General features: G+C 67.8%; 17 protein-coding genes. 8 read left to right on the top strand and 9 right to left on the bottom strand.

Features of this window, described 5'->3' with window-relative positions; genetic code table 11:
- Positions 1-5: 5 nt before the first annotated feature.
- The 6 genes from EL337_RS03210 to EL337_RS03185 all read right to left on the bottom strand — a co-directional run bounded on the left by EL337_RS03210 (position 6) and on the right by EL337_RS03185 (position 4,441).
- Positions 6-401: a hypothetical protein gene (locus EL337_RS03210; protein WP_048632338.1), complete on the bottom strand. Its 396-nt coding sequence runs from the start codon at positions 399-401 to the stop codon at positions 6-8.
- A complete protein-coding gene (locus EL337_RS03205) occupies positions 394-672 on the bottom strand; it encodes a putative holin (protein WP_048632339.1) in 279 nt (92 codons plus the stop codon). The genes EL337_RS03210 and EL337_RS03205 overlap by 8 nt, the downstream gene beginning before the upstream one ends.
- A gap of 61 nt (positions 673-733) precedes the next feature.
- Positions 734-1,210 (bottom strand): DUF779 domain-containing protein, encoded by a 477-nt coding sequence (locus EL337_RS03200; RefSeq protein ID WP_109860103.1) that lies wholly within the window; start codon positions 1,208-1,210, stop codon positions 734-736.
- A gap of 5 nt (positions 1,211-1,215) precedes the next feature.
- A complete protein-coding gene (locus tag EL337_RS03195; RefSeq protein ID WP_197724250.1) occupies positions 1,216-2,538 on the bottom strand; it encodes a helix-turn-helix domain-containing protein in 1,323 nt (440 codons plus the stop codon).
- 56 nt (positions 2,539-2,594) lie between these two features.
- On the bottom strand, positions 2,595-3,389 hold the full coding sequence (locus tag EL337_RS03190; RefSeq protein WP_048632342.1) for an acetoin reductase: 795 nt from the start codon (positions 3,387-3,389) through the stop codon (positions 2,595-2,597).
- The gene (locus EL337_RS03185; protein WP_048632343.1) at positions 3,386-4,441 is read right to left on the bottom strand and encodes a 2,3-butanediol dehydrogenase; all 1,056 of its coding nucleotides are present in this window, start codon (positions 4,439-4,441) and stop codon (positions 3,386-3,388) included. The genes EL337_RS03190 and EL337_RS03185 overlap by 4 nt, the downstream gene beginning before the upstream one ends.
- A gap of 119 nt (positions 4,442-4,560) precedes the next feature.
- On the opposite strand from EL337_RS03185, the gene EL337_RS03180 reads away from it, so the two are divergent.
- From EL337_RS03180 to EL337_RS03145, 8 genes are all read left to right on the top strand, one after another.
- Positions 4,561-6,393: a flavin-containing monooxygenase gene (locus tag EL337_RS03180; protein WP_048632344.1), complete on the top strand. Its 1,833-nt coding sequence runs from the start codon at positions 4,561-4,563 to the stop codon at positions 6,391-6,393.
- A 93-nt stretch (positions 6,394-6,486) separates the two neighbouring features.
- A complete protein-coding gene (locus tag EL337_RS03175) occupies positions 6,487-8,505 on the top strand; it encodes a prolyl oligopeptidase family serine peptidase (protein WP_048632345.1) in 2,019 nt (672 codons plus the stop codon).
- 1 nt (position 8,506) lies between these two features.
- Entirely contained in the window at positions 8,507-9,154 is a 648-nt protein-coding gene (locus tag EL337_RS03170) for an LpqN/LpqT family lipoprotein (RefSeq protein WP_048632346.1), read from the top strand.
- Positions 9,151-9,471 (top strand): hypothetical protein, encoded by a 321-nt coding sequence (locus EL337_RS03165; RefSeq protein WP_048632347.1) that lies wholly within the window; start codon positions 9,151-9,153, stop codon positions 9,469-9,471. The genes EL337_RS03170 and EL337_RS03165 overlap by 4 nt, the downstream gene beginning before the upstream one ends.
- Positions 9,472-9,544: 73 nt before the next feature.
- Positions 9,545-10,027: a YkgB family protein gene (locus EL337_RS03160; RefSeq protein WP_048632415.1), complete on the top strand. Its 483-nt coding sequence runs from the start codon at positions 9,545-9,547 to the stop codon at positions 10,025-10,027.
- Between the two features lie 31 nt (positions 10,028-10,058).
- A complete protein-coding gene (locus EL337_RS03155; RefSeq protein ID WP_053086833.1) occupies positions 10,059-10,694 on the top strand; it encodes an RNA polymerase sigma factor in 636 nt (211 codons plus the stop codon).
- Complete coding sequence (locus EL337_RS03150; protein WP_048632348.1) at positions 10,691-10,933, top strand: anti-sigma factor family protein; 243 nt, start codon at positions 10,691-10,693, stop codon at positions 10,931-10,933. The genes EL337_RS03155 and EL337_RS03150 overlap by 4 nt, the downstream gene beginning before the upstream one ends.
- A gap of 4 nt (positions 10,934-10,937) precedes the next feature.
- Positions 10,938-11,858: a crotonase/enoyl-CoA hydratase family protein gene (locus EL337_RS03145; RefSeq protein WP_048632349.1), complete on the top strand. Its 921-nt coding sequence runs from the start codon at positions 10,938-10,940 to the stop codon at positions 11,856-11,858.
- Here the strand turns inward: EL337_RS03145 and EL337_RS03140 are convergent.
- The 3 genes from EL337_RS03140 to ppk2 are packed head-to-tail and all read right to left on the bottom strand — an operon-like array spanning position 11,827 to position 14,240.
- Positions 11,827-12,459, bottom strand: coding sequence for a DedA family protein (locus tag EL337_RS03140; protein WP_048632350.1), 633 nt, complete (start codon positions 12,457-12,459; stop codon positions 11,827-11,829). The two genes, EL337_RS03145 and EL337_RS03140, sit on opposite strands and share 32 nt — an antisense overlap.
- An 11-nt stretch (positions 12,460-12,470) precedes the next feature.
- Complete coding sequence (locus EL337_RS03135; RefSeq protein ID WP_048632351.1) at positions 12,471-13,340, bottom strand: hypothetical protein; 870 nt, start codon at positions 13,338-13,340, stop codon at positions 12,471-12,473.
- A gap of 42 nt (positions 13,341-13,382) precedes the next feature.
- Positions 13,383-14,240 (bottom strand): polyphosphate kinase 2, encoded by an 858-nt coding sequence (gene ppk2, locus EL337_RS03130; RefSeq protein WP_048632417.1) that lies wholly within the window; start codon positions 14,238-14,240, stop codon positions 13,383-13,385.
- Positions 14,241-14,296: the final 56 nt, after the last annotated feature.

Genomic DNA, 14,296 nt, shown 5'->3' with positions numbered 1-14,296 from the left:
CCCGGCTAGGTGGCGATCCAGCCGAACACGTAGCTGCCGTACAGCGCTGCCGCGCCCGCGGTGGCCGCGAGCGGACCCGACATGAATGCGATGGCCAACGACGCCACCGCAGGCCTGCCCTGCACCATGGCGGTGAGCAGGCTGCCGACTATGCACGCGACCACGAAGACGAGCACGGCGAAGACCGGCATCGACTTGTCCGGCGAGTGATACCACCAGTAGTAGAGGCCGGCACCCGCCGCCGCGCCCACGATCCAGACGCCGACGGCGACGGCCAGGAACCGCCAGCGGCCGACGTACTGGTCCACCGCGGGAACGACGATCGGCGCTGCCGGGACCGGCGGCACGTGATCGGCATACGCGGGCTCGTCGATGACGCCCTGCTGCGTGGGTTCAGACACCGGTGGCCACCTGGAATGCGGTGAGGGCGCCGAACCACCCGGGACCGATGGCGAGCACCATGGCGCCGAGAGCAGTCATCCACCGTCGGCTGGAGAACAGGATCATCAGCACACCCATCACGCTGGGGACGCCGATCACGAGGCCGATCACGACGTCGGGCCGTACCGTCGCGGTGAGTTCGACGGCGGCGAAGAGCGCCGCCATCATGCCGAGAGCGACTCCGACGATCATCACTCCGGCCAACACCGATGCTCGCGGCAGCGGGATCACGCTTGCGACGGTAACCCCGCAACTGCCCGGATCGCGGGCGGCGCGCCCTATCCGGGGCGGACTATTTCACCGGAATCGCGCAGGCGTCAATCGCTTCCGCAACCAGATGCGTGCCGTTGGCCGGTGGCCGCTCCCCGCGTTCGTAGCCCGCCCCCGTCACCGGTGGTACGGCGTCCAAAGCGCGGTTCTCGTCCTCGGTGAATGCCCGGCCGCGCGAGAGGAATCGTTTACCCTCGGGCGATTCCAGGCTGAAGCCACCACCGCGGCCGGGCACCACGTCGATCACCAACTGGGTGTGCTTCCACGTGTCGAACTGCGGGCCGGAGATCCAGACCGGCACTCCGTCACCGACGTCGAGCACCGCCAGCAGAACGTCCCGGTCGCCGACCACGAAGTCACCGTCGGGATAGCACATCGGCGACGACCCGTCGCAGCACCCACCGGATTGGTGGAACATCAACGCGCCGTGCCGGTCCTGCAGGGTGCGCAGCAGTTCGGCGGCGGCTTCGGTGATCAGTGCCCGGTTGGGTGTGTGCACGACAGTCATTGTCCTCCAGTGGGAGTCGGTGACGCACCGGCCGTTCGGGCAGTGCGGATGGCGGGCGCGTTCGACGGCGGCAGAAGCATGCGCCGGTCTGCGGGGTAGCGGACCTGCAGCTCGACGGCGCCGGCGAACCGGTACGGCTGGGCGGCGAGCAGACCGGCGAACTGCTTTCGCAGCCGCGACATCTCGGCACGCACAGTCACCACCCGCGACCGGTCGCCGTAGAGGTCGTCGGCGAGCTGCGGCGCCGAGCGCCCCTGCGGTGACAGTGCGAGCGCGCACAGGATCTCCGCGTGCCGCAGCGAGAGGTCGTGCCGCCAGCTGCCGAACTCGCCGACCATGATCAGCGACGGCCGGTCCGGGTCACTGACGTCCAGCGTCACCTGCGCCGGCCGGTCCTGCGCTCCCGCGTCCTCGTCCGCCCTGGCGGGCCGGACCAGCCAGCCGCCGGGCAGCGGCTCGACAGCGCACATCCCCAGCGTCGCCAGCCGCACCCGGCCCGGACCCATCTGTTCGGGCAGCAGGATCCGGTTGTGCAGCGGCATCGCGTCGACCGCGGCGACCCAGCCCTCGGTGTCGACGGCCAACGCCGGCATCCCCATCCGCGCCAGGATCGGGGCGGCGAGCGCGCGCAATCTGTTCAACGTGCGATCGTGCTCTTGGCGCAGGTGGGATTCGGCGAGCCGGGCCACCGCGTCCACCAGCGCAATGGTGGTGGGATGGACGGTGGCGGCGGGACCCGACACGTCGACGACGCCGATGACCTGACCCGTTCTCGGATCCCGGATCGGCGCTCCGGCGCAGGTCCACGAATGGTGGCTGCGCAGGAAATGCTCGGCCGAGAACACCTGGACGGCACGCTGGGATACCAGCGCCGTGCCGATGGCGTTGGTGCCGACGGCGCCCTCGCCCCAGTTGGCGCCCTCGACGAACCCGAGCCGGTCGGCGTTCATCAGCACCGACGGCGAACCCGAGCGCCAGAGCACGCGCCCCTTCGCGTCCGCGACCACCAGGATGTTGTCCCCGTCGGCGACCAGCGACTCCAGGCCGTGCGAGATCTCGTCGAGCACTTCCATCAGGCCGGACGCCCGGCGCAGCATCTCCAGACCGCCGGTCTCCACCACCGGGTCGCTGTCGGCGGCCCGGTCCTGCAGGCCGCTGGCGATCAGCCGCTGCCAGGACGCACCGATGACCTCGCGCGGCCGCGCCGGCGCGCGGGCGCCCGCCATCGTCGCGTCATAGACCGCCGACATCAGCCGCGCATAGCTGCGCGGATCCTCGCCGACGGCGACGGCCGGTTCAGGCACGGGTGAACTGCCGATATTGCTGGGCACCAGTTCCCATAGTGCCCCGCGGGCGAGCGGTAGACCAGAGCATCTCAGCGGAAGACCAGGCCGCCGTCGATCAGGCCGGCCTGCCCGGTCATGTAGTCGGCGTCAGGGCCGGCCAGATACGACACGAAGCCGGCGACGTCCTCGGGCGTCTCCGCGCGGCCCAGGGCGATGCCGCCGACGAACTTGTCGTAGGTCTCCCCCTCGGCGGCGCCCGTCAATTCGGCGAACCGCTTGTCGATCTCCACCCACATGTCGGTGCCGACCACGCCGGGGCAGTACGCGTTGACGGTGATGCCGTCGGCGGCGTGCTCCTTGGCGGCCGCCTGGGTCAGCGCGCGGACGGCGAACTTGGTGGCACTGTAGGGCCCGAGCATCGCGAAGCCGTCGTGCCCGGCAATCGACGACGCGTTGATGATCTTGCTGATCTTTCCGTTTTCGTTGTTCTTCAGGGTCTTGAACGTCGCGACGGCGGCCTGGGTGCCCCACAGCACCCCGTTGACGTTGATGGCCCACAACTTCTCGAGCTGTTCGGCGGTGACGTCGGCGATCGGGCCCACCAGCGCGATGCCCGCGTTGTTGACCATGATGTCGAGGCCACCCAGCGCGGCCGCGGCGTGGTCCACGGCGGCGAACACCTGCTCGCGGTCGCTCACATCGGCAACGAATGTAGTTGCTTTGCAGCCAATCTCGGTAATCTCTTCGGCGACGGCGTTGATTCCGTCCGGCGCTACGTCCACCAGCGCGATGTCGGCGCCGTCACGCGCCAGCCGCAGCGCGATGCCGCGGCCGATTCCTCTGGCGGCGCCGGTGACCAGCGCGACCTTTCCGTTGAGTGTCATGCCTGCGCTCCGTTCGGGTCGACCAGCACCTTCATCTTCTTGCCGGCGTGCAGCGCCTCGAAGCCCTCATCGATCACATCGTCGATCGGTATCCGGGCCACCCATCCGGTCGTGTCATATCTGCCCTCGGCCATCAGCGCGATCACCGCTTCGAAGTCCGCACCCGTGTAGCACAGCGAGCCCTGAATGCGGGACTCGTTCATGACGAGGTTGAGAAGCGGGGTTTCCAAGGGCTTTTCGTAGATCGCCACGCTGATCATCGGCTTGCGCGAACCGACACACGCGAGCGCCGTGCCGACGGCGGGTGTCACGCCTGCGGCATCGAACACCGCGTCGGCGCCGTCGCCCCTGGTGTGGTCGGCGATGAAGGACGGCACGTCGACTCCCGCCGGGTCCAGCGTGCTGGCACCGAGCGCCTCGATGGCCGCCCTTCGCGTCGGTGACGGCTCGACGACAAAGACGTCAGCTAGCCCCTTGCCGCGCAACGCAAACCACAGTCCGATGCCGATCGGGCCGGCACCGAACACCATCGCGGTGTCCCCCGGCCCCACGTCGCCGAGGGTGGCGGCGTGGTAGGCCACCGACATCGGCTCCACCAGCGCGCCCAGTTCCAGGGACACGGAGTCGGGCAGCCGGTGCAGCATGCTGGTCGGCACCACGGTGTACTCGGCCATCCCGCCGTCGGACATCAGGCCGTGGAAGCCGATCTGCTGGCACACGTTGTAGTTGCCGGCGCGGCACGGGCCGCAGTGGTCGCACTTGTAGATGGGCTCGACCGCGACCCGGTCACCCTCGCTCCACCCGGTGACACCGTCCCCGACGGCGGTGATGGTGCCGGAGAACTCGTGGCCCATGGTCAGCGGCAGCTGCTGGCCGGTGAGCGGATGCGGTTCGGTGGGCACGAAGATCGGGCCGGCGTAGTACTCGTGCAGGTCCGTCCCGCAGATCCCGTTGAAGCCGACCTTGAGCTTGACGGTGCCGGGACGCACGTCCGGCTCGGCGACGTCGTCGACTTCCACTTTGTTCGGTCCGTAGTACACAGCTGCTCTCATGCCTGCATGTCTATGTGACCGCGGCCACACCGCGAAAGAGTTGCAGGGGGTTGCAGCGCCGGGTTGCAACGGTTCGCAACTCTTGCGGGGTCGCCGAGCCACGGTGTGTCCTGGCTCACATGACTTCCACTCTCGACCCTCAGACAACACAGGCAGTGACGCCTCAGCAGCGCATCGAAGCGTGGCTCGCCGACTTCGAGGCGGCGCTCGCCGTCCGTGATATCGAGCGCGTGACCGGCATGTTCGCCGTCGACAGCTTCTGGCGCGACCTGGTGTCGTTCACCTGGAACCTCAAAACCCTCGAAGGGCGCGACCAGATCGCCGACATGCTCACCGCGCGCCTGATCGAGACCTCCCCGTCCGGTTTCCGCACCCGGGAACCTGCTGAAGCCGACGGCGACGTGACATCCGCGTTCATCGAGTTCGAGACCGCCGCGGGCCGCGGGACCGGACATCTGCGCCTCAGAAGCGACTCGGGGACCGATCAGGCGTGGACCCTGCTCACCGCCCTCCAGGAGCTCAAGGGCCACGAGGAGCGCAAAGGCGCGAGCCGCGTGCTCGGCGCGGTGCACGGCGACGATCCCGATCCACGGTCCTGGGCCGAGAAGAAGGCCGCCGAGGATGCCGAGCTGGGACGCACCACCCAGCCCTACACCCTGATCATCGGCGGCGGCCAGGGTGGCATCGCGCTCGGTGCGCGGCTGCGGCAACTCGGTGTCCCGGCGATCGTCGTCGACAAGCACGAACGGCCCGGCGATCAGTGGCGGAAGCGGTACAAGTCGCTGTGCCTGCACGACCCCGTCTGGTACGACCACTTGCCGTACATGCCGTTCCCGCAGAACTGGCCGGTGTTCGCACCCAAGGACAAGATCGGCGACTGGCTGGAGTTCTACACCCGGGTCATGGAGGTGCCGTACTGGCCGAAGACGACGTGCCTGTCGGCCTCCTTTGACGACGCCTCGCAGACCTGGACGGTCGAGATCGACCGCGACGGTGAGCGGCTGACGCTGCACCCCACCCAGCTGGTGCTCGCGACCGGCATGTCAGGCAAGCCGAACGTGCCGACTCTGCCCGGTCAGGATGTGTTCCGCGGTGAGCAGCACCACTCGTCGGCCCATCCCGGGCCCGACCCCTACGTCGGCAAGAAGGCCGTGGTGATCGGGTCGAACAACTCCGCGCACGACATCTGCAAGGCGCTGTACGAGAACGGCGTCGACGTGACGATGGTGCAGCGCTCGTCGACACACATCGTCCGCTCGAACAGCCTGATGGAAATCGGCCTCGGGGCGCTGTACTCGGAACAGGCGGTCGAGTCCGGCATGACGACCGAGAAGGCCGACCTGACGTTCGCGTCGCTGCCGTACCGGATCATGCACGAGTTCCAGATCCCGCTGTATGACCAGATGCGGGAGCGGGACAAGGAGTTCTACGACCGTCTCGAAGCGGCAGGCTTCGAATTGGATTGGGGTGCTGACGGTTCCGGGTTGTTCATGAAGTACCTGCGCCGGGGGTCGGGCTACTACATCGACGTCGGCGCCTGCGACATGGTGGCCGACGGCCGGATCAAGCTGGCCCACGGCCAGGTCGACCACCTCACCGAGGACGCGGTGGTGCTCAGCGACGGCACCGAGCTGCCCGCCGACGTGGTCGTCTACGCGACCGGGTACGGCTCGATGAATGGCTGGGCCGCCGACCTGATCGGCCAGGACGTCGCCGACAAGGTCGGCAAGGTGTGGGGCCTGGGCAGCGACACCCCGAAGGACCCCGGCCCGTGGGAGGGCGAACAGCGCAACATGTGGAAGCCGACCCAGCAGCCCAACCTGTGGTTCCACGGCGGCAACCTGCATCAGTCGCGGCACTACTCGCTGTATCTGGCGCTCCAGCTCAAGGCGCGCTACGAGGGGATGGCCACCCCGGTCTACGGGCTGCAGGAGGTCCACCACCTGTCCTGATCTCCGGCGCTTTCACCGTGCTCGGTTGCGCCTGCCGCAATCGGCCGAAGATGCCCGTGCGCGGGCGTGTCTCGCATTGAGCAGAATGGTGGGGTGACCGACGCCCAGGAACAGACCGACCCGCACCTCTGGCTGGAGGAGGTCACCGGCGACGACGCACTGGCCTGGGTGCGGGAGCACAACGATCCGACGGTGGCCGAGCTCGCCGGCGAGCGCTTCGACCAGATGCGCGCCGAGGCGCTGGAAGTCCTCGACACCGACGCCCGGATTCCGTACGTGCGCCGGCGAGGCGAGTACCTCTACAACTTCTGGCGCGATGCGAAGAATCCGAAAGGGCTCTGGCGACGCACGACGTTGCAGAGCTACACCACCGAGCAGCCCGACTGGGACGTGGTCCTCGACGTCGACGAGCTCGCCGCCGCGGATGACACCAATTGGGTGTGGGCGGGAGCCGACGTCATCGAGCCCGACCACTCGCTGGCGCTGATCAGCCTGTCGCGTGGCGGGTCCGACGCCGCCGTGGTCCGCGAGTTCGACATGCGGACAAGGACATTCGTCGACGGTGGGTTCGAGTTGGCAGAGGCCAAGTCGCAGGTGTCATGGGAGGACGAGAACACGCTGCTGGTCGGAACCGACTTCGGGGACGGCTCACTCACCGAATCGGGTTATCCGCGCCTGGTGAAGCGGTGGCGGCGTGGGCAGCCGTTGTCCGAGGCGGACACCGTGTTCAGCGGCGCCGAAGCGGACGTGCTCGTGGCCGGCTCGCGTGATCGCACCGACGGGTTCGAGCGCACGCTGATCAGCCGTGCTCTCGATTTCTTCAACGAGCAGGTCTACGAGCTGCGGGACGGCGAGCTGATCCGCATCGGCACCCCCACCGATGCCAGCATTTCGATCCACCGGTCCTGGCTGCTGGTCGAACTGCGCACGGACTGGACGTACGGAACCCGGGCGTACCCCGCCGGCTCCCTGCTGGCCGCCGACTACGAGACGTTCCTGGCGGGCACCGCGGAGCCACAGGTGGTGTTCACCCCCGACCAGCACACGTCTCTGCATCACTACGCGTGGACCCGCGACCGCCTGGTCGTCGTCACGCTGGCCGACGTGGCCAGCCGTGTGCAGGTGTACACACCCGGGTCGTGGACCGCCGAGCCGGTCACGGGATTGCCGGAGAACACCAACACCTCGGTGGTCGCGGCGGACCCTCTCGGCGACGAGATCTTCCTGGACTCCAGCGGTTTCGACACACCGTCGAGGCTGTTGCACGGCGCGGCCGGCGGCGAGCTCACCGAGATCAAGCGGGCTCCGTCGTTCTTCGACGCCGCCGACATCGAGGTGTCCCAGTACTTCGCGACCTCCGATGACGGCACCGCGATTCCGTACTTCGTGGTCAGCCATCGGCACCGGAAGTCCGCCGGGCCGACCCTGCTCGGCGGGTACGGCGGATTCGAGGTGGCCCGCACCCCCGGTTACGACGGGGTGCTGGGCCGGTTGTGGCTGTCACGCGGAGGCACCTACGTGCTGGCCAACATCCGCGGCGGAGGAGAGTACGGGCCCACCTGGCACACCCAGGCCATGCGAGAGGGCCGTCACCTGGTGGGCGAGGACTTCGCCGCCGTGGCAAGGGATCTGGTGGCGCGCGGGATCACCACCGTCGAGCAGCTCGGCGCACAGGGCGGCAGCAACGGCGGGCTGCTGATGGGCATCATGCTCACGAAGTACCCCGAACTGTTCGGCGCCCTGGTGTGCAGCGTCCCACTGCTGGACATGAAGCGTTATCACCTGCTGCTGGCAGGCGCGTCCTGGGTCGCCGAGTACGGCGACCCGGACAATCCGGACGACTGGGAATTCATCTCGGAATATTCTCCCTACCAGAACATTTCGCCGGATCGGCGATACCCGCCGGTACTGATCACCACGTCCACCCGCGACGACCGGGTGCACCCCGGTCACGCGAGGAAGATGACTGCGGCACTCGAGGCGGCGGGGCATCCCGTGCGGTATTACGAGAACATCGAAGGAGGCCATGCCGGCGCGTCCGACAATCCGCAGATCGCCTTCCGCGCCGCCCTGGTGTACGAATTCCTTCTGCGGACCCTGAACGGACACTGACATGATCGCGAAATCCTGGTTGGCCCTTGCATTGACGGCGACACTGCTGTCGGCCGGCTGCTCCCAGCAGGTCACGGGCACGGCGGTGACCGGCGCGGGCAGCGCACCGCCGTCGGCATCGGGCGGCGAGGCAGCCGAGTGCACAGGCGTCGACGCACCGCTGGAGGACATCCCGGGCGAGGACGACCGCGAACCCCAGCTGCGCATCCCCGTCCCCGCGGGCTGGGAGCGCAACACGATGATGGACAGTCAGATCATCCGGTTCGCGATCGTGGCCACGGATCTGGTGGCCGACGAGTTCGCCACCAATGCCGTCGTCACCCTGGAGGCGGCGCGCGGCAACCAGTCCCCCGACGATGTGTTCGACCAGAATCGCGGAAACCTCGAAACCATGATGGGAGCCTTCGACCTGGAGGTCGAGAGCAACACCACATGCGGATTACCCTCCGAGACAACCCGTTACGTCGCTCCGCCGATGGGACCGGCGCCGGAACGGCCGATCATCATGCATGCGGTCGTCGCCAACAATGCAGGCACCACCTATCTCGCGACGCTGACCATCCAGACCACCGACCCCGACAATCCGACGTATATCAGCGATTCGCAGGAGATCATCGACGGATTCCAGATGCTGTTGCCGAGCTCATGAGCACGCTGTCCATGGTGATGCTGGGCGCGGGCGCACTGGCATTGGTGCTGGGCGCCGCGATACCCGGCCGCGACACCCCGACCGCGCCCAAGCGCGCCGTGAAACGGCGGATCTACTGGACGGGAACCTTCGTAGGGGTGATCCTGCTGTTCCTCGGTGGACTGCCGGACGTGCAGAGCGCGATCGCTTTCGCTGCGGCGGCGGTGATCCTGATGACCGGGATGGCGTACTTCCGTACCCCCAATCTGAAGATCGGCGGCCAGATCTACTCGGCCTACGAGCCGCACCGCGAGCCGGACCCTCCGCCCGGCGTGTAACGCTCGCCGTTCTTCTCCCCACTACGACGTGTCCGCCGCGCTGTCCCGCGTGGCTCCGTCCGAGAGGAACGCCGTGACCACCCTGACCCGCGCCACGCTCATCAACCGGCTTCCCGCGCTGCACAGCGCGAGTGCCGTGCTCGCCCGCTACGGCCTCGTCGTCGTCATCGCCTGGATCGGTGCGCTCAAGTTCACCGAGTACGAGGCCAACGGCATCGCACCCCTGGTGTCGGAGAGCCCGCTCATGAGTTGGGTGTACGACATCTTCTCGGTGACCACCTTTTCCACCCTGCTCGGCATCCTTGAGTTGGGTGCCGCGCTGCTCATAGCGGTCAAGCCCTGGTGGCCTGCGCCGTCGATGGCCGGCAGTGCGATAGCCATCGGGCTGTTCACCGCCACGCTCAGTTTCCTGTTCACCACCCCCGGCGTTTTCGAGGCGTCAGCGGGTGGTTTTCCGGTGTTGTCGTCGACCGGGCAGTTCCTGATCAAGGATGTCGCGCTGCTCGGTATCGCCGCCTGGACGTTGTCCGACGCGATCCGCAGTTCCCGAGCTTGACGTGGGCGTGGCGGGCTACCATCTGGCCGAGATGACCAGCATGGCCACCGACGAAGCTGACCTCATCGCCGCACTCCGGGCACGCGATGAGGTCGCCTTCGCCGCCCTGGTGGACCAGCACACGCCGGCGATGCTGCGGGTCGCGCGCGGCTACGTCGCCTCGCATGAGATCGCCGAGGAGGTGGTCCAGGAAGCCTGGATCGCGCTGCTGAAGGGCATCGACGGCTTCGAGGGCCGATCGTCGCTGCGCACATGGCTTTTCACCGTGCTGATCAACATCGCCAAGAAGCGCGGCCTTCGCGAACGCTCGGACGTCGACATGGCGATCGCCGCGTTCACCGGCGGCACGGTCGATCCGGCCAGGTTCCGCGACCAGGACGACCCGTACCCCGGGCACTGGAAGCCCGACGAGGTGCCCACACCGTTTCCCGATACCCCGGAGGGCTCGGCCCTGGGCGAGGAACTGCGGGCCGTCACCCGGCGCGAGCTCGAGAAGCTGCCCGAACGGCAACGCCTCGTCGTGACGATGCGCGATCTGTTGGACATGGACTCCGCCGAGGTGAGCCGGCTGCTGGACCTCAGCGCCGCCAACCAGCGCGTGCTGCTGCATCGCGGCCGGGCGGCCGTGCGGCAGAGCCTGGAGAAGTATCTGAAGGAGACGCTGTGACCAACGAAAAGCCGCTCGATTGCTACGAACTCGTCGAGTTGGTGAGCGACTACCTCGATGACTCACTCGATCTGAGCACCCGGGCCAGGTTCGACGAACACCTGCTCGACTGCGACGGATGCGCGAACTACCTGCAGCAGTTCCGCGTCACGGTCGCCACACTGGGCAAGGTCTCCGAGGACGCCATCGAGCCGGCGTTCCGGAACAAGTTGCTCGCCGCCTTCCGCGACTGGCGCTAGCCCAATGCCCCCACCGCGTTTCGAGACGTTGCTCTACACCACCCGCGCGGCCGTCGCGACCCTCACGCTGAACCGGCCGGACCAGCTCAACACGATCGTTCCGCCGATGCCCGACGAGATCGAGGCGGCGATCGGCCTGGCCGAACGCGACCCCGCGATCAAGGTGATCGTGCTCCGCGGGGCCGGGCGCGCCTTCTCGGGCGGCTACGACTTCGGCGACGGGTTCGCGCACTGGGGTGAGGCGATGAACACCGACGGCAGGTGGGATCCGGGCAAGGACTTCGCGATGGTCAGTGCCCGGGAGACCGGGCCGACGCAGAAGTTCATGGCCATCTGGCGCGCGTCGAAACCGGTGATCGCCCAGGTGCACGGCTGGTGTGTAGGTGGGGCCAGCGACTACGCGCTGTGCGCCGACCTCGTCATCGCCAGCGACGACGCCGTCATCGGCACACCGTATGCCCGCATGTGGGGCGCCTATCTGACCGGGATGTGGATCTACCGGCTGAGTCTGGCGAAAGTGAAGTGGCACTCGTTGACCGGTGAGCCGCTCACCGGAAAGGAAGCTGCCGCAGTCGAACTCATCAACGAGTCGGTGCCCTTCGAGCAGCTGGAGGCGCGGGTCGCCGAGATCGCCGAGAAGCTGTCCGGCATTCCACTGTCCCAGCTTCAGGCGCAGAAGCTCATCGTCAACCAGGCCTACGAGAACATGGGGCTGGCCTCGACGCAGACGCTGGGCGGGGTCCTCGACGGCCTGATGCGCAACACCCCTGATGCGTTGCAGTTCATCGACACTGCCGCCAACGAGGGCGTCCGGTCGGCCGTCGAGCGCCGCGACGGGCCGTGGGGTGACTACAGCCAGGCGCCGCCGGACAGGCGGCCCGACCCGTCGCACATCATCGCGCCCTACGGCGACGAACGCGCGTGACGACGAACCAGCCGAGGAACGCGACGACGACGAACAGTACGAGGTACTGCAGAGTCGACGCGTAGGGCTCGACCAGGTGCCAGTTGGCCCCCAGGGCATACCCTGCCCCGACGAATACGCTGTTCCAGATCAGGCTGCCCAGGGCGGTCAGCACCGTGAACAGGACGAAATTCATCCGTTCGGTGCCTGCGGGCACGGAGATGAAGCTGCGGAACAGCGGCAGCATCCTGCCGAAGAACACCCCTTTGGCGCCGTGACGCTCGAACCACGCCGCGGACTTGTCGATGTCCTCCGCGTCCACCAGCGGCAACTTCGTCGCGAGCCGGCGCATCCGGTTGTGGCCGAGCCAGGCCCCGAGGAGGTAGATGACCCACGCCCCGGTGACCGAGCCGATGGTGGTCCACACGATCGCTTCCACCGCGGAGAATTGTCCGAGCCGGGCGGCGAATCCTGCCATCGGCAGGATCACCTCACTCGGCAGAGGCGGAAAGAGGTTCTCCAGGAAAATGGCCAAGCCGGCGCCCGGTCCGCCGAGGCGTTCCGTCACGTCGATGGTCCAACCGGCGAGACCGTCGAGTTCGGCGGTTCCGTCTGTCGCCACGAAGAGCCTTTCTAGTTCGGGGTCATCGGGGGCCGCTCGGTGCGTCGCACGGCACCGCCGATGACGGCGGCGAGCACGCCGAGCACCACCAGCCCGCCACCGGCGAACAGCGTGTAGTTGAGCCACTGATGCAGGCTGCCCTCGGCGTGGGCGACCATGACCTCGGCCACGGTGCGGATGTCTCCGGTCGTGCGGTTCAGCCCGGCCTCCTGATAGCGCCTGCCCACCTCGATCGCCGCCCAGCCCGCGGCGCCGACCAGCAGCGCCGAGACACCGAGAGCGGTGAGCGCTTTGCCCCGCGATCGGGCGGCGGCCACCGTCAGCAGGGCGAAGATCCCGGTGATCACCGCTGCCCCGATGCTCGCCCACGGCCCCCACGTGGCGAGCCAGCGCAGCTTGCCGGGCTGCAGCTCGGGCGAATCAACGGTGATGGGCACGGTCAGTGACGAGGGTACCTGCAGGTCGAGGGTGCCCAGCGTCGCGGTGAACGACGGATCCGACAGCATCGGCGCGACATCGATCAGCCACTGGTCGGTGGAGTTCCCGCTGGGGACGGCACCGGTGAACATCCACCGGTGCGCGATGCGGTTGGCCTGTGCGAACTGCCCGGGAAAGCCGGAGTTGCGGGTGTAGGCGTTGGCGACGTCGCGGACCAGTTCGGGATTGAGGCTGTACCCGTTGTCGGATCCGAGCGCGACCGCCTGGGTGGTGAGTTCGGCGGCCATCGCGTCCTGAAGCCGGCTGTCCCTGGCCGCCGACGCGGCCAGTGCGGAGTAGCCGTCCTCACTGACCACGTGTGTCTGCGCCCACACTGCGGGCACCGCGACGGCCAGGGCGACGGTGGTGAACACCCACATCAGCAGCGCGGCCAGAAACCGCACGGGGTCCTCCTTGCCGGGACGCGCAGCCCGGCCCCGACTCGGCTAGTCGGCCAGCGCACGCCCCACGATCAGCGGGTCGGCCTCGGCGACCACCTCGCGGTCCTTGTTGTCGTAGTCGAACTTACCCAGCACGTAGCGCATGGCGTTGATGCGGGCGCGCTTCTTGTCGTTGCTCTTGACCACCGTCCACGGCGCGGTGTCGGTGTCGGTCAGCGCGAACATGTCTTCCTTGGCCGCGGTGTAGGCGTCCCATTTGTCCAGCGACGCGAGGTCCGTCGGCGAGAGCTTCCACTGCCGGACCGGGTCGACCTGCCGGATGGTGAAACGGGTGCGCTGCTCGGACTGCGTCACCGAGAACCAGAGCTTGGTGAGGCTGATCCCGTCGTTGACCAGCATCTGTTCGAAGAGCGGGACCTGGTGGGTGAATTCCTCGTGCTGGTCGGGCGTGCAGAAGCCCATCACCCGTTCGACGCCGGCCCGGTTGTACCAGGACCGGTCGAACAGCACGATCTCGCCTGCCGCGGGCAGGTGGTTGACGTAGCGCTGGAAGTACCACTGGGTGCGTTCGCGTTCGGTCGGCTTCTCCAGCGCGACCACCCGGGCGCCGCGGGGGTTGAGGTGCTCCATGAACCGCTTGATGGTGCCGCCCTTGCCCGCGGCGTCGCGACCTTCGAACACGATGACGTGCCGCAGTCCGTTGGCCTTGCTCCAGTTCTGGAGCTTCAGCAACTCGATCTGCAGGAGCCGCTTCTGCTCTTCGTACTCGGGGCGTCCCATTCGCTCGTCGTACGGGTAACCCTCGCGCCAGGTGTCGACCTCGAAGCCGCTCGGGTGGTGCACCAGCACCGGATCGTCGTCGTCGTCATCGCGGACGGTGTAGTACTCGGCGCCTTTGAGCATGGTCACCGGCAGAAGCTATCGACCCGTCCAGACCGCACGGTGACGGCGGGATGAAC

The sequence above is a fragment of the Mycolicibacterium aurum genome, from assembly GCF_900637195.1.
Classification (GTDB): domain Bacteria; phylum Actinomycetota; class Actinomycetes; order Mycobacteriales; family Mycobacteriaceae; genus Mycobacterium; species Mycobacterium aurum.
The sequence above is the reverse complement of the archived record's forward strand: the minus strand, read 5'-3'. Positions and strand labels throughout refer to the sequence as shown.